This window comes from Aliivibrio kagoshimensis, assembly GCF_050337105.1.
Classification (GTDB): Bacteria; Pseudomonadota; Gammaproteobacteria; order Enterobacterales; family Vibrionaceae; genus Aliivibrio_A; species Aliivibrio_A kagoshimensis.
This window is the reverse complement of the sequence record NZ_JAKJSQ010000016.1, coordinates 1-16,975: the sequence shown is the minus strand read 5'-3', so window position 1 is coordinate 16,975 and position 16,975 is coordinate 1. Positions and strand designations below refer to the sequence as shown.

Here is a 16,975-nt window from a genome sequence, read left to right as displayed (position 1 = left end):
GTATTGAAGATATGCGACAGCCTTATTCATTCACTTAATCGCGAAGTCACTTTATCGATGCGATAACTGCTGCACTGATTAAAGGCAGAAAAGAGGCTGAGCTCCTCTTCTAAGGCCGCTAAAAAAGGGGCTTTGGTTTGCAATGAAGATTCGATGAACAGATGAATAACCGTTAACGTGGCGGTCTGTTTATCCACTTTACAATCCGCCCTTGCTACCAGCCTACCATCCCAAAGAATGGGTAAGCAAAAATAACCAAACTCTCTTTTTGCTGCTGGAACATAGCACTCGATCAAGTAATTAAAATTGAAAATTGAGCTGGCTCGTTTGCGCTGAATAAGCAGGTTATCAAAAGGCGATAAAATCTTAGCTTGTTGTTTATTTAGGCGTTTATTGAGTATGGATAACGTATCTGTGCTTGCGAAATAGGTTTCTCCCTCAATAGAAATTGTCTCTATCTCGCCTTTTTCACACAGTTCATTTAAGGTTTGGTTGATCTGTGTTTTTACCCCTTTGAGCAGGTAATTTATTTCTGTTAATGTGCCAAAACCGTGGGCTCTTAAGTAACTAAGCACCAAAAACTCTCCATGCTCTTGCTCTGTTGGCATTGAGGTATTGATGTCGTTTGGAAGGACTCTCTGTGTTAAATCATACACTTTATGAAAATGTCGACGTTCGGGGATCATCAAATCGCCTTGCATGTATAAGGTCTCTAAAGCCCGTTTGGCCGGTTTGCTACCCCAACCGTTACTTTTATTATTTTTAGAGACAAAATCTTTCGCCATCACTGGCCCTTCAGATTCAATTCGTTTGAGAACATCGGCCATGAGTGCATGGTCTTTTTTATACCAGTGATTAGCCAGACCTGATTTAATGGCTGCTTTATGAGGTAAGCTAAATCGGTAGTCTCTCATTGGTAGGTAAGCTGCTGCGTGGGACCAATATTCGAAGACTTTTTTATCAGTAACGAGTTGATCGAGGTGGCTGGTTTGATAACTTGGGTTGCGGTTCCAAAGTGTGTGGTGGTGCGCTCGCTGTACCACGGAAATCGTATCTATTTGAACGTAACCAAGTTGTTCAAAGACAGCAAGGGTTTTTGAGCACGCAGTGCCTAATGATGATCTCACAGGAAGACCTTGCGAAAGTAGTGCTAATTTTCGTGCTTGCGGTAACGAGAGTGATTGCATGATGATCCAATTCGCTATAAAGAGTACATAATGTATGACTAGCTCATTGTATGAGTGGGTCTACAAAAGGCAAAAAAATATCAGAAGTTTGTATGCAAACGCACTTATGGATTAAAAATTACTTACGAGTCTAGCTATTTAGGTATGATTTAGAAAAGGTAGAATGGCGTGAGTTTATTAGGAGAGTTCAATGGATCTTAAGATAGAAACCGTATCAGTGCGACATGATCACGATTTAAGCCTCGTGATTAAACAAGTAGGAGAAGAGTACGGTGCCATCGGGGAAGGATTCGGCCCTTCTGATGCTGAAGTTGATACTATGAGTGAGTATTACACCCTTGAACATCGAAGTCTCTATTTGGTTGCCGTGTTGAATGGAAAAGTAGTCGGCGGCTGTGGTGTGGCTCCGTTTGGTGATAGCGACACTACCTGTGAGTTGAAAAAACTGTTTTTACTTGAGGAGAGCCGAGGACTAGGGCTTGGTAAACAACTGAGCTTAGCGTGTATTGAATTTGCCAAGCAGCAAGGTTTTACTCAATGTTACTTAGATACGCTCTCTAACATGGCCTCAGCAGTGCGACTGTACGAAAAAATGGGGTTTAGTCACTTACCACAGCCGCTTGAAGGAACCGTGCATAACGGATGTGATGTCTGGATGTTGAAGATGCTGTAGTATTTATTGGTGGAGAAGGGTTGATAACTTAAGGTTAATACAGCCATTCCCCAAGGTCATTATCACTAGCTAATTATGGTTGTTACCATTGATGTGAGAGTAACTCTTTCTTGATTACCCCGCATGTAGAGGTGACACAATGCAAATTCACGACACAACACTGACTTATGAGTCATTACCTTCAGTTTATAAGTTACTAGATTCTATCGGGTTTATGTGGCTTATTGTCTTGATAACAGTTGGAATTTTTGCATGGATAGCAGCTAAGCTTTGGCACATTCACTCCATCCCAAAACATTTAGCAAAAGAGAAAGGGTTAGCCCAAGCGAAACTCGTATTCTGGTTGTGTGTGTTAGGTTTAGTTTGGAAGCCGCTATGGGTATTGGCAGTATTGGCCATAGTGACTGATTGGGACAAAGTTCAGCACTGGTTAAAAGGGGCACGATCATGAAAGAGATAATGCTTCCCTATATTTTGATTATTTGGCTTTTATTTAAATTTAAGGTCCTAAAACGCACCGCGGGTAACTATTTTGTCACGGTATTTGTCGGTGTGGTATTGGCATTGGCTCTGTTTTTTGGCCATAGATTCTATTCTCCAGCAGACTTAACCAACTCAACGACAGTTAAAGCACCACATGCTGTGTTATCTCCTGCTATTGGACAACATATTGATGAGATCTTCGTCGATCATAATCAACATGTTAAAAAAGGTGACGTTCTCTATGTGCTTAAAGATGACAAGATTACTGCCGCAATTTCTGAAGTAGAGTCAGCTCAATTAGAGGTAGATAGAACCATAGACGCTGCAAACGTATCACTTAACCAAGCAGAACGAGACCATTTACGAAATCAAGGAATGCAATCGCATGTGTCGATTAAAGATCTTGAGCAATCTGCAGATTTGGTTGAGACACTAAAAGCCGAACTGGCAATATTGGATGCCAAAAAACAAGGTTTAGAGGCAAAGCTGGCTCATTTAGAGTTTGAGTTATCGCGTTTAACGGTTGATGCCCCTTTTGATGGCATGATAACTCATGTATTCATTGCTAATGGGTCACGAATCGGATCATTACATCTTTGGGATACCAGTAAAAAGTTTGTTGAAATGCGTATTCCTGATCAAGCGTATAAAAACATTCGAGCGGGTCAGTTTAGCGAGTTTTATGTGAATGCTTATCCTGGAGAAATATTCAGAGCGAGAGTGCACAGCGTGGTACAGGCAACTGGAGAAGCACAGGGTGGTTTGCTACCACAAGAGCAGTTTGTCTCTCAGCATATTCAGCGCGGTTCTGCGCCGGTAGGGCGTACCGTGATTCTTGAAATGGATACCGTTACGATGGATAAAATGCCGATTGGTGCTACCGGTTCTGCATGGATCAGTGCGGATAAGCCGCACTCTATGCTTGGCTTCTTAGATATCATTGGCGGTGCGACCGTGCGATTAACTGCGGTGAAATCTTATCTCCAAGCGTTATAACTCTTCTATTTTAAGGGAACCATTCTGTTCCCTTACTTATTATTCCCTTTAGCTATCATTGTTCAATTTAAGTTTCTTCGCTAGTGGCTCAATCGCCGCCCCTTGTAACACGATAGAAAACATCACGATAAAGAACACAACATGAACGAGTTCAATGGCACCATCCACTCCTGCGGCTGCTGGGATGAGAGAAAAGACAATGGGTGTTGCTCCTTTCAGTCCTATCGATGAGATAAATAGACGTTTCTTCCAACTGGCTTTACGAAAAGGCAAGTAACATAACTGTACCGCTAATGGTCTGGCAACAAACATCAATAGAGCGGCTGGTAATAGAGATAAAACAAAGACTGAAAAGAGAGTCTGTGGGAATATCTGCAAGCCTAGAATGATGAACATCAGTGATTGTGCCAACCAAGAAAGGCTATTAAAAAAGTGTTTGGTTACCTCTTTTCCGCGTTTGATGCCATTGCCCATCACAACACCTGCCACATAAGACGCGATAAGAATATTGCCTCCTACAAACTCACTGCCATAAGCAGCAAGAATGAAACAAGCTAGTACAAAAACGGGGATCAGTCCGTACTCTTCTAATGAGATACGGTTGAGTGCTATTACCGCAATTTTAGCGACAACAAAGGCAATACTTATTCCTAATAGAATTTGTAGGATAAGTGTCTGTCCTATTTCCCATGCAGAAATCGCTTTATCCGGAGCGAGGGCAATACCTGTCAATATCATTACCATGACGAGAGCGACGGGATCGTTTGTGGCAGATTCAAATTCTAATACGGTGTCTGTTTTTTCTTTCAGTTTTAGCTTCTTTGATTCCAAAATAGAAAAAACAGCGGCAGCATCAGTGGAAGAGACAATAGCAGCAAATAGCAGGCAAATAACAAGGCCCCAGTCAGTTAATGGGTAAAGCAGTGCAGCTAAAATAATGGTGGTAAAAAACACGCCAAAGGTTGCCAGTACGCCACCCTCTTTATAAGCCAAACGGATACTTTGTGTTGAGGTGTTAATGCCACCAACAAACACAATCATATTGAGGGCAATTGTACCAACCGTCGAGGTGATGGCTAAATTGTCATAGATGAAGTTAAACTCACCATTGCCTATTGTTAGCCCAACACCCATAAAAATAAGCAACGATGGAATCCCCAGAGTCTTAGAGGGGTGGTGAAGTAAAATACCCACCGCGATCAGTGCAGAGATGCTCAATAATATCAGTTGGTATGACATTGTCTTCCTTACGTCTTTTAATGGTGTTTTCAGTGTGAATTCTACCATTTTTAAGAAGATAGCGACATGCTGAATAAGAGAGTTAAGGCTATAAATCGATAGCAAGCTGATTTATAGTCAGTCACTTGTTTAGTCACTTGTTTAGTCACTTGTTTAGTCACATGCACATGTTAGAGGGAATATAAAAATGTCATTTGAAATCGTGATGGGAATGTATATTAGTGATAAAGAAGAGTATCAACGATACCGAGAGGCTATGACCCCGATCTTAACCTCATACGGTGGTGCATTTGGTTATGATTTTACTGTCTCTGAGGTTCTTATTTCAAAAACAGACGGCCCTATCAATCGCGTTTTTACTCTTGAATTTCCTAGCAGAAAAATAATGGATGAGTTTTTCTCCAATTCGGACTATCTAGAGATAAAAAATCAACATTTTTCCGACTCAGTAACGAGTAGAACGGTTATTTCAATGCATGATAAACGGTGAATAATAAGATTTGTTTATCACCTCTATTCCATCTCGTCATTATCGATCTTGAGCACTTATGGGTAAGCTTATAACCATCACTTTTGATGGCTGCTGCGAGACGATCAGATGAAAAATATTGTACTGTTTATAACCACTATCCTTCTCTCTCCACTTACCCTAGCTCATGGCCTTATCTACGATACTGGGCAATATGACCAGACTCAGTTTTCGGCAGACATGCATCAGTGTGAGCAGCTATCGCATCAAACTGGCAATACAGAAGCGGATGGTGCACTGCGTCAAGGAGCAAAAACTGGACTTCTTCTTGGTGCTACTGGAGCCGCCGTTGGTTCGATATCCGGTAACTCTGGGTCAAGTGCTGCTAAAACAGGAGCCGCTGTCGGAGTTGGTGTCGGTATGTTAGGAGGCCGAGCTAATCGCAAAGCGATAGAGAGAGATAACGCAGAAAAGAAGAAAAATATTGTGAGAAGTTGTATGTCTGGCAGGGGATATGCATCACTGAACTAGCGGCAATGTTTGTCCATCATCAAAAAGGAGCAGTTGTGTTGAATTTTGAGTGGAATGACTTTTCTCAGTTAACCGAAGTTAGGCTAGAAGAACAGTATATTATTGTGATGAACGATCAAGGTATACAGAGAAAAATGAATCGAAAAAAATACTATTTAAGCGCAGAGGAGGTGTATAACAAAGCGCGAACTCTGATTGGAAAACAGGTGCAGCTACGTATTAGTAAAGATATTCGTAATAGTACTACTGGCGAGTGGTTTACCGAGATTAGTGACTATCATTAATGCTTAACCAGCCTCTTCTATTGCCAATGCCATCAGCTTTTCTCTAAGCCATTTATGCGCAGGCTGATGCTGGTTTCGTTTATGCCACATCATGGTATGTACAACGGGTTTGGTGATAAAAGGTAGGGGTAATACTTGCAGGTTAAAGTTGTTACTAAACTCTTTGGCGAGAGTGCTGCTTACTGCTCCAATACTTTGACTGGTAGAGACCAACGCCATCATCGACATTAAGGAGTGGCACTCACAACTGATTCGTCTTGGTGCAATGGCTTCTTGTGTGAAGTAGTCGGCGGCATATAACTCGGAGCGGCGTACCTTAATCGTAATGTGCTTTTCTGCGTAATATTGTGCTTGGCTCAACGACCCTTGTATGCGGTGGTGATCATTGGCACAGATACAGACTATATCCTCTTCAAATAAGGTTTGAGCTGCGTAAGTGTGGTTTGTGTGCAGACCGATATCGATAGCAAGGTCAGCTTTTTGTAAGCTGAGCTTTTGCTGAATCTCCTCCTCTTTATTTGGTGTCAGGTGGAACTCAATCTCGCAATTTCCCATCGTTGGATCCCGTTCGACTTTTTGTTGCAGCAGTTGCATCATCGGCTCGTTTGAATAGACCGTGAACGTTCGGCTTGAGTGTGGATCAAAATCAGAGACATTACCCAGTGCAGAGTGCACAGATTGAAAAGCAGGTTCAATGTCTGCCGCCAGTTGAACGGCAATATGAGTAGGGGAAATCCCTCTTCCTTCACGAACAAATAGCTCAGCGCCAAGCTGTTGTTGTAATCGTTTTAAAGAACCGCTCACTCCAGGCTGAGTCATTCCTAAAGCATCTGAGGCTAGAGTAATGGATTGAAGCCGATAGACTTCGAGAAAAACCGTCAGCAAATTTAAGTCCAGCTTGTTGTCCATGTTGGCTCCTTACCTTCCGATATTTAGTAAACACATCACCATTTGTTATGTGTTTACTAAATTTTACTTTATTTTTTGTTATGTGTCTCTCTCATATACTCATTTCATCAAACGGAGATACCCCGTTTATTTAAATTGAATGTAATGAGAGAGGCACCTATGACGATTCGACTAACGACTAAAAAAGCATCCCTTGCCCTAGCAATTATTATTGCTCTTCCTGTAACGGCGGCGAACCACGATCATGATCATGTATCGGGCGATTTAGAAATTAACGGTAAGGCGGCAACTCAAGCAACCATCGATGCAAATGCAGCAGTCAATAAGACATTGAATTGGGAAGACCGAGATGCATTTGAGAGAAATAAACAAGGTTTGATCAAAGCATTGAACGACTCAGCAGCGAACATCATGCTCAATGATTATGACTTTATTAGTCAAGATAAGATTGCTGATTCAGTTAACCCTTCGTTATATCGCCAAGCGCAAGTGAACAATACGGCAGCGGGCTTGTATGAAGTGAGTGATGGGATCTACCAAGTGCGTGGTACGGACTTATCAAACATCACGTTTATTCGCGGAGAGTCAGGCTGGATTGTTTATGATGTACTGTTAACCAAACAAGCGGCTGAGATCTCAACGAAATTCTTTTTAGAAAACACTCCTGAAGGTGGCGATTTGCCGATTGTTGCGATGATTTACTCACACAGCCATGCGGATCACTTCGGGGGATCACGTGCGATTCAAGAGATGTTCCCAGACGTAAAAGTGTATGCACCAACGGGTATGACCAAAGAGACCGTCGATGAAAATGTATTGGCAGGTAATGCGATGTCTCGACGTGCTGCTTATCAATACGGTGCAACATTAGGTGCTCATGAGCATGGCATTGTTGATGCGGGACTTGGTAAAGCGATGTCGACGAGTTCGGATGAGTACGGAAGCGGTGAAATCACCTATGTGGCACCGGATGTGAGCATTAACGACAATAGCAAGTTCGAAACGCTAAAGATTGATGGATTAGAGATGATCTTCATTGATACGGCAGGTACAGAAGCACCCGCAGGCATGGCCACTTATATCCCATCAAAAAATGCGTTGTGGACGGGTGAGATGATGTATCACGGTATGCACAATATCTATACATTACGTGGAGCCAAAGTACGTGATGCACTGAAATGGTCAAAAGACATTAACGAGATGATCAATGCGTGGGGTGAGGATATTGATGTTCTGTTTGGCTCTCACTCTTCACCAATCTGGGGCAACGATGAAGTCACCGATTTCATGAAAATGCAGCGTGATAACTATGGCTTTGTTCATAATCAAACGCTCCGTTTAGCGAACAGTGGTGTTGGCATTCAAGACATAGGTGATGCGGTGATTGAGGTGCTTCCAGAGTCGATTCAACAAGCGTGGCACACTAATGGTTACCACGGTTCGTACAGTCATAACGCCAAAGCGGTGTACAACATGTATTTGGGTTACTTTGATATGAACCCTGCCAACCTAAACCCACTTACAACGGACAAAGAGTCAGCGAAATTCGTGGATTATATGGGTGGCGGCGACGTTATCGTGAAAAAAGCCCACGCCGATTTTGAAAAAGGTGAGTATCGTTTCGTGGCCACAGTGTTGAATAAAGTGGTTATCGCTGAGCCAAATCACAGTGAAGCACGTCAGCTTTTAGCGGACACTTACGAGCAATTGGGCTACCAATCAGAAACCATGGGCTGGAGAAATACCTACCTAACAGGGGCACAAGAACTTCGAATTGGCACACAACCGGGAACACCGAAAACGGCATCACCAGATGTGCTAGCTGAAATGACCGTCTCTAACTTGCTGGACTACATGGCCGTTAAGGTGGACTCAACTATTGCGCAAAACACACCGTTTACGATGAATGTCGTGGTCCCAGATATTAATGAGACCCACTTTGTTGAGATGTCGAATGGTAACTTAAGTAACGGATTGGTCAATGAGACTCGAGACGCGGATGCCACACTGTACATCAACAAATCTGACATTACACAGATACTGTTAGGCCAAACTACATTGGAGAAGTTGTTTGCAAATAAGGCGGCAGGTCTTGAAGGTAATACGAAAGTGATGGAGAAGCTGAAAGCGTCATCGGTCGAGTTTGATACCGCTTTTGAGATAGTTCCTCGTCCAGTAAAAGGGCAAGAAGTAGACGCTCACCTTTACCATCAACATTAATCAAACCCACACTGAATAAGGGAGCTTTCGAGCTCCCTTTTTTACCACCAACTCCGTAAACCCCGTTGTATCATCAAACTCACGTGAAAAGTGCAGTGAAGGGTAGTGATGGATAATCAGTTCTGCAGTGGTGTCGATAACACTGCCCTCTAATAGATGTCCACCAATCACGCGGCCAGTACTATCTGAAACAGAGATATGAATATGTTGATGTTTCGACGTTAGGGTTCCCATGATTGACACGATCTCTAATGACTCTTCCAATTGTAAGGTGGATTTCGCACCCGCAAGGCGAAGCGTAATTGAAGATAAACAACCGACGCATGAAGCGATATTGCCCGCCTGAATATTGTGTTGAGTAACAAGTTCAGAAATAGACTTTTTTAAATCAGCCCCTTGAGTTAATCGAATCGCGATAGGTAAAAGCATAACTGGGTTCCAATAGGGGTTAGGGTTCAATGGATCAGCTTATACTAAATGAAATTGACTTTTCATATCGATGGACTACTTTTATGAAATTCATAATCGTTATTGTGTGTAAATCCCTTAGTTATCATTAATTTGTATGATAACGTACGATTAAGTATAGATCGTATGTTGATGCATATTGAATGAAGAGGAACTATATGGAAACGGAAAGACTCAAGTTGGTGCCGCCATCAATGGATCTTCAGCCTCAATTGCTCGAAGCCATCGTGGAGAGTCAGTCTGAACTGAGCGTTTACCTCCCTTGGGTGCCGTATGCGTTGACTGAAGAAGAGTCGATTGAAGAGATGAAACGCGCTATCAATAACTTCGAAAATTTCGAAGGTGAGCTGCGGCACTTAATTATCGAAAAGTGCTCGGGTCGCTTAGTTGGAGCGATAGGGCTTATTATTCGCGATAAATCGGTGCCATTTTTTGAAATCGGTTATTGGCTTCGTAGCTCTTGCGTAGGTTTAGGTTACATGACCGAAGCACTTAACAGGCTAGAGGAAAAGGCATTCGTTGAACTTAAGGCCAACCGAGTAGAAATTAAGGCAGCAGAAGAGAACATCAAAAGTTGGTCGATAGCGAAACGCTGTGGATACGCCTTTGAAGGAACCTTACGTAATGATCGTAGGCTTCCGTCGGGGGAACTGAACAATACGGTGGTTTATGCGAAAACGGGGTTATCTAAAGATTAAGCGGGCCATATAGGTTCTATCAGTATTCAATAATAGGTATTCGTATGAAGGTAGTATGGTTGCACGGAGCGGCGGCGGTAGGGAAACTGACTGTGGCCAAGGTTTTGAATGAACATTTTGGCTATAAACTCTTTCATAATCATTTAGCCGTTGATTTAAGTCTATCAATCTATGAGGAATTTGGAGATAAAGATTTCTTTGATTTCACCAATCAGATCCGAAGAACAACGCTGGCGAAAGCTCAGGAAATAGGGGTGACGCATCTAGTAATGACGCATATGATTTGTTACGAGAGCGAGATAATAGAAATTAATAGATACCTGAATTTCTTCGATGAGCAAGGTATTGAGGTTTATCCTATTCATTTGAACCCCAGTCATGCCGCAATTCTTGCGAGGTCAGAAAGTAATGAAAGAGTGAATTCACATAAGATTTCTTGCCCGAAAATCCTGTCAACGCTGCTGACAGAGACTAAATTTAATGCGATTCAACATACCAATGCTATCTCGATTAATAATACTGAGCTAACACCTAACCAGGTAGCAAAAATGGTTGTGGAACATATCGGCTAGTGAAAGAGTGAAAGCCTATACACGTTAGTCGTTTTACCAGTTACTTACCTATTATTTTAATAAATCTAACGGGATAAATTGAAGAGATTTCCAAGCAAACGATATGGGTGAACGTACTAAAATTCTCGTACCTTGGTATAATATCTGAATAATTGAAATGAGTGATCAGATGCAAAACGCATTGTTTACTTCGTCGTATTAAACTGTGGTCGCCGAGTCATAACATGATAGAAGTTGTTATTTTAGCTGTAGCGTTAAGTATGGATGCTTTTGCGGTATCAATTGGGTTAGGGGCAAAACACAATAGTAAAGCCATGCCTTTAGGATTGATGTCTGCAGTATACTTTGGGCTATTTCAAGGATTAATGCCTTTAATTGGCTACCTGGGAGGGAAAGGTGTTTTAAGTTGGGTCGCATCTTATGCCTCATGGATCGCATTTTTATTGCTTTTACTCATCGGCATTAAAATGATCTATGAATCTTTCGTTGAAGGGATTGAAGAGGACATTACTAAAGTAACTCACCGAGTTATGTTATTACTGGCCATCGCGACAAGTGTTGATGCAATGGCAGCTGGTTTTACTCTATCTATTTGGAATGTAAGCCCAATTATTGCTTGTTTTCTTATTGGCAGCCTGACTTTTATATTCAGTTGGGTCGGTGTGTATATTGGTTCTAAAAGTGGTACTTGGTTAGAGAGTAAAGCTGAATTCTTGGGTGGCATTATACTTATCTTAATGGGTATAAAAATACTAGTAGAGTAGTGCGCCTATGTCATACCCCATATACTAGAAGCCGTGCTGCATGATAAGCGATCTGAAGCGCTAAATGACAGCTACTCAGGACTAAGTGAACATTTCTCTTGGGTTAGTATGACGCAACTAAATATCAAACATTGTTGACATATAGATTACAATCCTATGTAAAAAACCTCTACAATGTATCGGCCTATTCTCTATGAGAGCAATCTGATGCGCTGGTGTATCTCTGCACTTTTTTTCATTTTATTTATCCCTGTAACGGTCTGTGCCCAAAATTTACAGAGTAAATGGCAGCTCTTTTATCAACAAAGTTGGCACACCTCACCGTTAACTGTCTTAAACCAAGAATTAAGTCAGTACCCTAGTGAGTTATTGCTTGATGGTTCACGCTACCCCAATTTTACAAAATTTAGATGGCAGGACATCGCATTACTTTCATCAGTAAGGCAGGGCTGTCAGTATTATGATCATGACAACCAGGATTTGTCAGACTCAATAACGTTTGAACTGGCATTGTGCAGCGGTAAGACTCTAGACGAACGTTGGTTTTCTACACATTCCTTATTACATCCGGCCGGGGGAAGTTTTGCTGACCGTTATTTCGAAAGCTTTTCATCCGAATATGACGACATCAAAAGCTACTTAAGTATAGCGAACCCACAACATCCGCTTTACCAAACGCTTTCAAATTTGTCACCAGAAGGGCGAGAAGCTCTGCTCAACGGCTACCGTGCATGGCAGGAAGGAAATACATTGTGGCTTAGTGGAGAGCAGGGATGGAAGGCAATTACATCCTCACATTGGTTACCGATAGCAGACCAACTGAATATTACGTTTCAGGCTGAGAGTTGCACATTTAGATACAGTAACCTGTGTATTAGCGAGCAAACTGAATCCCAATTAATGTTACGAATTCTGGTTATAGCCTTCTTGATAATATTACTCATGGTTTTAGCTAGAGGCGGGTATTTAAAACGCAAACTTGGAAAAGAAAAATATTTCATATTACAATTGCTTACTCACGAACTTCGCACTCCAATTACCAGCATTGGACTCACAATTGAAATGTTTCGGGACGAGTATGACAACCTCTCAAAGGATGCTCAAGATGCAGTCTGGCGCTTAATATCTGATTATCAAAGATTATCTCAGTTAACTGAAAACAGTAAAATCTATTTAAGTGCAGATAAGTCACAGCAATTGTTAACACAAAGAGCCTCATTGGACGAGTGGCTCAACTATGTGTGTGGGAAACACAGGGTAATATATACACTGGATCAGGACATCGAACTTAATCAACCTTACTATTGGTTGTCCATCTGCCTTGATAACCTCATAAAAAATGCGAAACAGCATGGTAAAGGTGTTGTTATTGTCACAACAAAACTCACAGATAAACTCACCATTGAAGTCAAAGATGAAGGGAGATTCCCCTCCCCACTGCTCCTTTTTCTCTCACGCTTACAACCTAAATCCAATGATAACAACATGGGTATTGGACTCAGTATAGTCAAACATATTATGAAAAAAGCAGATGGTAAATTTATCATTTTACGTCACCCTACTCGCTGTATTTTGGAGCTTCCATATGATGAACACCGTTCTGTTGATTGAAGATGATGAATTACTTGGACAAGGCTTGGTTCTTTTCTTTCAATCAAAAGGGTATCAATGTTTTTGGGCGAAAAATGTCACAGCAGTTGAAACGTTATGGTTTAGAGCTGATCTTGTTATTTTGGATAGGCAGCTAGTTGATGGTGACAGTCTTCGATATCTCCCACATTGGTTATTACTAAAGGCAATACCCGTAATTGTATTAACAGCCAAAGTTGACGTCGACCAACGAATTGAAGGTTTGATGGCTGGCGCTAAAGATTATATGACTAAACCTTTCTCTAATGATGAGTTACTCGCACGAGTCATTACTCAGCTTCGCCCTTTAGGAGTTTGTAATCTCCATTATTCTAAGATCAAGATTCATCTGGCTGAACGCCAAGCACTCTTCGACGGCACATTTGTCGCATTAAAACCTAAGGAATTTAAGCTATTGGTTTTATTTGTACAGAACCAGGGCCGTGTTTTTCACCGAGATGAGCTGTTAAATAGAATATGGGGTTATCAGGCTTTCCCAAGTACACGAACAGTTGACAATCACATACTACGTCTTCGCCAAAAGTTACCACTATTAAATATTGAAACACATCGCGGTGTAGGCTATCGATTAATTGAGGAAATAAAGTGAATATAAAAAAAATACTACTTATTGTAGTCCTTACTCTCCCTTTTTTCACTCATTCTGCTTGGTTCACTGATTCTCCATTACAGCACACGTATCAAGCTTTAATTGATGAACAGCCAAAACTTGCATGGCAAGAGTTACAAATTGCACTAAAACAGAATCAATTAGACAGCCAGTATTGGAACACGGTAAAACAAGAAATCCTTAACCAAACTGAATGTGGTCAAAATCTAACGAATGATCCCAGTACATTCTCAAATATTCAGATTAGTTTTATTCGCCGTTTTGGACTCTCATCACAGGGCTATCAATTCAAGATATCTTCTGAGAGGAACTCCGTGATTCAAAATATTGCTCTCGTTTCCCCTAATGGAGAAAGGTTGCTCAATGGAACATTCATTGCTCACGACCAGTATCAAGAAATTGAAACTGAAGAAATGCTTATTAAACCACCCTCTGGAGTATATCAATTAGAGATTGGACAAAACAGCTTCCCTATTATTGCTTCTATGGACAATAACAAGCGCTGGCTTAAGCTGAAAAGCAAACCATCTTCTTCAAGCGTGCTTCTCACGCTACCAAAAAGCGTATTAGGTTGCCCTAAAGCGAACGCCAATTTGCAATGGTTTGATGAACAATACAACATGCTAGGAAGTAGAGTACCCATTCAAAATAATCATGTAGAGATACCAAAAGTAAGTCCATACCCAAACAAAGCCAAACACTTAAGTGCGGTTGTTGAATTAATAGAATATCAGAATGGCTCTAAGATTAATTATATTCAAAGAGTTGCGATTCCATTTTCCGCAGAGAATAAAGACAAGTAAAAAGGATACAAATAGGTGACAAACTAGTAACCGGAATTATGTGTAATAACTTCAAACGTTATTCATGGAGTCAAAAAATGCCTAATACACATAAAAAATCGATTCAGAGCTTTCTCTTCGCAATATCGCTAATCTTACTTCCAGTGACAACACATGCAGTAGTCGTAGAGTTAAGTTCGGCAAACAATCAGGTCACTATTTCCCCTCAAGATTTTCAAATTAAATGGAATAATCTAATAGTTAATTCACCGTCCCTAAAAGTGAATAACCAAGATCAAACGCTAACTGATCTTGAGGTTAGTTCTGTTACGAGTGCAAGTTGGATGCTAAATCCGAGTAAAATACACGTCAATGCAACTTTGAAAAAAAATGAACTTATCGTCAATTTTACCGCTCCGTCTGATCTGAAAATCAAACGAAATCGACCGATTGTTTTAGCATGGTTTAACTTAGATGAAGGTCGTACTGATACCTTATTTCTTCCTTTCAGTGAAGGGATGCGTATCCCTGTGAAAAATGAAATTTGGGCCTCCTACTTAGCTGATAATTATTCAGGGGCTAATACTACCCAAGAGCTAAAAATGCCATTCTGGACAGCGCAACAAAAGAATAAATATATCAGTTACCAATTAATTGAAGCGACGAACAATCAACTTAATTTCTCGAAGGCGAATTCTAAAGTGGACATGTATGCAGAACATCATTTCACTTCGTTAAACCAGTCACAGCCTTTTAGCGTTAGCATTTCGATTGGGGATAGTTGGCTTGAAGGTGCAAAAACATATCGCCAATGGAGAATCGAAAAGAAAATCTCAGATCCGCTCACCCAAAAAGTGAAACGTAACCCAAACATTATAAAGATCATTGGAGCAAGTCAAGTCTACTTGTTTGGCAAGGACTTTATCAGTATTGAAGATGTAACTGATTGGTGGGGTCTAAAGAATTGGTATATTCAACAATCTAAGCTTTCTCTACCAAAGGAAGCTAAAAATGAACTCCAATCTTTATCTAAGGGGAAAGATTGGTTCAGCAAATATCATAAACAACTGCTATTAGATTCAATTAGCACGTCATTAAATACTAAGTATAATGTCCCGATTCCAACGCTATCTGACAATACTATTTCCGTTCAATATCATGCCGCACAGCAGAGAAAAATCTGGCTCGAAGAACACGCCTCACCATTTTTGAAACCTTCAAAAAGTTGGGGCCAGGCCTTGTCGTTAGATATGGTCGCCAACTTAAAAAAAGCAGGTTTAAACAAGCTATGGTTAGGTTTTGACAACTGGATGCCCGCTTTTTACCAACCTGACGTGGTAGATATGGCTAAGAATGCAGGGTATTTGGTTGCGACTTATGACTCGTACAACACGGCAATACCTGCTGGAGAAAATGATGACTGGTTGACCGCTAGATTACCTGAAAAAATGCGCAAAAAATGTGCTATTGAACTTGCTGACAAAAGTAAGAAAAAAGGATTTAGAGGTAATGGTTATTACTTAAATCCAAATTGCCATTTCGATTACGTAAAGAAACGCGTTCTGGATATTGCAAAATATGGACGTTTTAATAGTTTATTTATTGATGTTGACGCAACAGCGATGAGTAGAGAAGATTATCGAGATAGTAGTAACGAGTCAGATATGCTTGAGGCTTTCAATGACAGAATGGAATGGATCTCAAAGCAGGGTCAGTTAGTACTAGGATCCGAAGATGGTAACAGCTTAACAACTCGAGGAATCTCGTTCGCACATGGTTTGGAATCCGTTGGATTTGGTTGGGTAGATAAGGACATGAAATCAAACGCTCAGTCACCATACTACCTAGGGCGTTGGTATCCAGATCACAAGCCCGATTTTTTCTTCAAACCAGCTCAGGTGAAAGAGCCGTATAAATCTTTGTTCTTTTCTCCTCAGTTCAGAATCCCTCTATATCAAACGGTGTTTCATGATGAAGTCATTAACAGCCACCACTGGCATTCGGATAGTCTAAAATTTATAGATGTCAAAGCTTACCGAGATTTAACGGCTATGCTTTACAATACACCACCAATGGTTCACCTCACTAGAGACGAAGCATCATCAGACTTAACGCCGAGGGTTCAAGCTTTAAAACACTATCAGGATGGATTTCAACCCATCCATGAACAACTTTGGGATAAAACGTTAGTCGACTTTATTTGGCTTGACCAGAAAGGGTATGTTCAACAAACCACCTTTGATGATGGAAGTAAGATAGTTGCCAATTTCTCAGAAAATCTATTTACAAAAAATAGCATGAAAATTAGTCCATTATCGATAAAAGCGACGCTCAGCAACGGTAAAATTGTATTTTGGCGTTCAAAATAAAGAGCGAGTTGCGCCATTTTATTGAATCTTACAACCGTTTCTCGCAAGCGGTTGTTTTTTTTATATTGAAT

At 41.0% G+C, this 16,975-nt stretch carries 18 protein-coding genes; 14 read left to right on the top strand and 4 right to left on the bottom strand.

What is annotated here, in order from left to right; all coding sequences use genetic code 11:
• Nucleotides 1–26: 26 nt before the first annotated feature.
• Entirely contained in the window at nt 27–1,187 is a 1,161-nt protein-coding gene (locus L4C32_RS07605) for a winged helix-turn-helix domain-containing protein (protein WP_428196266.1), read from the bottom strand.
• Nucleotides 1,188–1,377: 190 nt separating this feature from the next.
• Between L4C32_RS07605 and L4C32_RS07600 the strand changes: the two genes are divergently transcribed.
• From L4C32_RS07600 to L4C32_RS07590, 3 genes are all read left to right on the top strand, one after another.
• Nucleotides 1,378–1,860: a GNAT family N-acetyltransferase gene (locus tag L4C32_RS07600; RefSeq protein WP_428196265.1), complete on the top strand. Its 483-nt coding sequence runs from the start codon at nt 1,378–1,380 to the stop codon at nt 1,858–1,860.
• Between the two features lie 139 nt (nt 1,861–1,999).
• Nucleotides 2,000–2,311, top strand: a complete 312-nt coding sequence (locus L4C32_RS07595; protein ID WP_428196264.1) for an Mg2+ and Co2+ transporter — start codon at nt 2,000–2,002, stop codon at nt 2,309–2,311.
• On the top strand, nt 2,308–3,339 hold the full coding sequence (locus L4C32_RS07590; protein WP_428196263.1) for an HlyD family secretion protein: 1,032 nt from the start codon (nt 2,308–2,310) through the stop codon (nt 3,337–3,339). The genes L4C32_RS07595 and L4C32_RS07590 overlap by 4 nt, the downstream gene beginning before the upstream one ends.
• A 48-nt stretch (nt 3,340–3,387) precedes the next feature.
• On the opposite strand, the gene L4C32_RS07585 is transcribed toward L4C32_RS07590, so the two are convergent.
• The gene (locus tag L4C32_RS07585; RefSeq protein ID WP_428196262.1) at nt 3,388–4,578 is read right to left on the bottom strand and encodes a potassium/proton antiporter; all 1,191 of its coding nucleotides are present in this window, start codon (nt 4,576–4,578) and stop codon (nt 3,388–3,390) included.
• A 187-nt stretch (nt 4,579–4,765) separates the two neighbouring features.
• Between L4C32_RS07585 and L4C32_RS07580 the strand changes: the two genes are divergently transcribed.
• The 3 genes from L4C32_RS07580 (at nt 4,766) to L4C32_RS07570 (ending at nt 5,862) form a co-directional block, all read left to right on the top strand.
• A complete protein-coding gene (locus L4C32_RS07580; protein ID WP_428196261.1) occupies nt 4,766–5,068 on the top strand; it encodes a DUF1330 domain-containing protein in 303 nt (100 codons plus the stop codon).
• A gap of 108 nt (nt 5,069–5,176) precedes the next feature.
• Nucleotides 5,177–5,578, top strand: coding sequence for a glycine zipper family protein (locus tag L4C32_RS07575; protein WP_428196260.1), 402 nt, complete (start codon nt 5,177–5,179; stop codon nt 5,576–5,578).
• Between the two features lie 35 nt (nt 5,579–5,613).
• Nucleotides 5,614–5,862 (top strand): hypothetical protein, encoded by a 249-nt coding sequence (locus L4C32_RS07570; protein WP_428196259.1) that lies wholly within the window; start codon nt 5,614–5,616, stop codon nt 5,860–5,862.
• Nucleotides 5,863–5,865: 3 nt separating this feature from the next.
• On the opposite strand, the gene L4C32_RS07565 is transcribed toward L4C32_RS07570, so the two are convergent.
• On the bottom strand, nt 5,866–6,771 hold the full coding sequence (locus L4C32_RS07565) for a LysR family transcriptional regulator (protein WP_428196258.1): 906 nt from the start codon (nt 6,769–6,771) through the stop codon (nt 5,866–5,868).
• A 159-nt stretch (nt 6,772–6,930) separates the two neighbouring features.
• Between L4C32_RS07565 and L4C32_RS07560 the strand changes: the two genes are divergently transcribed.
• Nucleotides 6,931–8,991, top strand: coding sequence for an alkyl/aryl-sulfatase (locus L4C32_RS07560; protein ID WP_428196257.1), 2,061 nt, complete (start codon nt 6,931–6,933; stop codon nt 8,989–8,991).
• Here the strand turns inward: L4C32_RS07560 and L4C32_RS07555 are convergent, their stop codons facing one another.
• Entirely contained in the window at nt 8,992–9,420 is a 429-nt protein-coding gene (locus tag L4C32_RS07555) for a PPC domain-containing DNA-binding protein (protein WP_428196256.1), read from the bottom strand.
• 197 nt (nt 9,421–9,617) lie between these two features.
• On the opposite strand from L4C32_RS07555, the gene L4C32_RS07550 reads away from it, so the two are divergent.
• The 7 genes from L4C32_RS07550 (at nt 9,618) to L4C32_RS07520 (ending at nt 16,904) form a co-directional block, all read left to right on the top strand.
• Nucleotides 9,618–10,157, top strand: coding sequence for a GNAT family N-acetyltransferase (locus L4C32_RS07550; RefSeq protein ID WP_428196255.1), 540 nt, complete (start codon nt 9,618–9,620; stop codon nt 10,155–10,157).
• 44 nt (nt 10,158–10,201) lie between these two features.
• Nucleotides 10,202–10,729 (top strand): DEAD/DEAH box helicase family protein, encoded by a 528-nt coding sequence (locus tag L4C32_RS07545; protein ID WP_428196254.1) that lies wholly within the window; start codon nt 10,202–10,204, stop codon nt 10,727–10,729.
• 224 nt (nt 10,730–10,953) lie between these two features.
• Entirely contained in the window at nt 10,954–11,493 is a 540-nt protein-coding gene (locus tag L4C32_RS07540; RefSeq protein ID WP_428196253.1) for a manganese efflux pump MntP, read from the top strand.
• 207 nt (nt 11,494–11,700) lie between these two features.
• Nucleotides 11,701–13,104 (top strand): ATP-binding protein, encoded by a 1,404-nt coding sequence (locus tag L4C32_RS07535; RefSeq protein WP_428196252.1) that lies wholly within the window; start codon nt 11,701–11,703, stop codon nt 13,102–13,104.
• Nucleotides 13,082–13,732 carry a response regulator transcription factor gene (locus L4C32_RS07530; protein WP_428196323.1) on the top strand — a complete coding sequence of 217 codons (651 nt, stop codon included), beginning with the start codon at nt 13,082–13,084 and terminating at the stop codon, nt 13,730–13,732. The genes L4C32_RS07535 and L4C32_RS07530 overlap by 23 nt, the downstream gene beginning before the upstream one ends.
• Nucleotides 13,729–14,556: a DUF2861 family protein gene (locus L4C32_RS07525; protein WP_428196251.1), complete on the top strand. Its 828-nt coding sequence runs from the start codon at nt 13,729–13,731 to the stop codon at nt 14,554–14,556. The genes L4C32_RS07530 and L4C32_RS07525 overlap by 4 nt, the downstream gene beginning before the upstream one ends.
• Nucleotides 14,557–14,633: 77 nt before the next feature.
• Nucleotides 14,634–16,904, top strand: a complete 2,271-nt coding sequence (locus L4C32_RS07520; protein ID WP_428196250.1) for a glycoside hydrolase — start codon at nt 14,634–14,636, stop codon at nt 16,902–16,904.
• Nucleotides 16,905–16,975: the final 71 nt, after the last annotated feature.

Bases quoted from the DNA above. Each gene is read 5' to 3' on its own strand.
- L4C32_RS07520 (WP_428196250.1), top strand. From the start codon at position 14,634: ATGCCTAATACACATAAAAAATCGATTCAGAGCTTTCTCTTCGCAATA.
- L4C32_RS07575 (WP_428196260.1), top strand. From the start codon at position 5,177: ATGAAAAATATTGTACTGTTTATAACCACTATCCTTCTCTCTCCACTT.
- L4C32_RS07605 (WP_428196266.1), bottom strand. From the start codon at position 1,187: ATGCAATCACTCTCGTTACCGCAAGCACGAAAATTAGCACTACTTTCG.
- L4C32_RS07545 (WP_428196254.1), top strand. From the start codon at position 10,202: ATGAAGGTAGTATGGTTGCACGGAGCGGCGGCGGTAGGGAAACTGACT.
- L4C32_RS07585 (WP_428196262.1), bottom strand. From the start codon at position 4,578: ATGTCATACCAACTGATATTATTGAGCATCTCTGCACTGATCGCGGTG.
- L4C32_RS07530 (WP_428196323.1), top strand. From the start codon at position 13,082: ATGAACACCGTTCTGTTGATTGAAGATGATGAATTACTTGGACAAGGC.
- L4C32_RS07565 (WP_428196258.1), bottom strand. From the start codon at position 6,771: ATGGACAACAAGCTGGACTTAAATTTGCTGACGGTTTTTCTCGAAGTC.
- L4C32_RS07580 (WP_428196261.1), top strand. From the start codon at position 4,766: ATGTCATTTGAAATCGTGATGGGAATGTATATTAGTGATAAAGAAGAG.
- L4C32_RS07555 (WP_428196256.1), bottom strand. From the start codon at position 9,420: ATGCTTTTACCTATCGCGATTCGATTAACTCAAGGGGCTGATTTAAAA.
- L4C32_RS07535 (WP_428196252.1), top strand. From the start codon at position 11,701: ATGCGCTGGTGTATCTCTGCACTTTTTTTCATTTTATTTATCCCTGTA.
- L4C32_RS07590 (WP_428196263.1), top strand. From the start codon at position 2,308: ATGAAAGAGATAATGCTTCCCTATATTTTGATTATTTGGCTTTTATTT.
- L4C32_RS07595 (WP_428196264.1), top strand. From the start codon at position 2,000: ATGCAAATTCACGACACAACACTGACTTATGAGTCATTACCTTCAGTT.
- L4C32_RS07540 (WP_428196253.1), top strand. From the start codon at position 10,954: ATGATAGAAGTTGTTATTTTAGCTGTAGCGTTAAGTATGGATGCTTTT.
- L4C32_RS07560 (WP_428196257.1), top strand. From the start codon at position 6,931: ATGACGATTCGACTAACGACTAAAAAAGCATCCCTTGCCCTAGCAATT.
- L4C32_RS07550 (WP_428196255.1), top strand. From the start codon at position 9,618: ATGGAAACGGAAAGACTCAAGTTGGTGCCGCCATCAATGGATCTTCAG.
- L4C32_RS07600 (WP_428196265.1), top strand. From the start codon at position 1,378: ATGGATCTTAAGATAGAAACCGTATCAGTGCGACATGATCACGATTTA.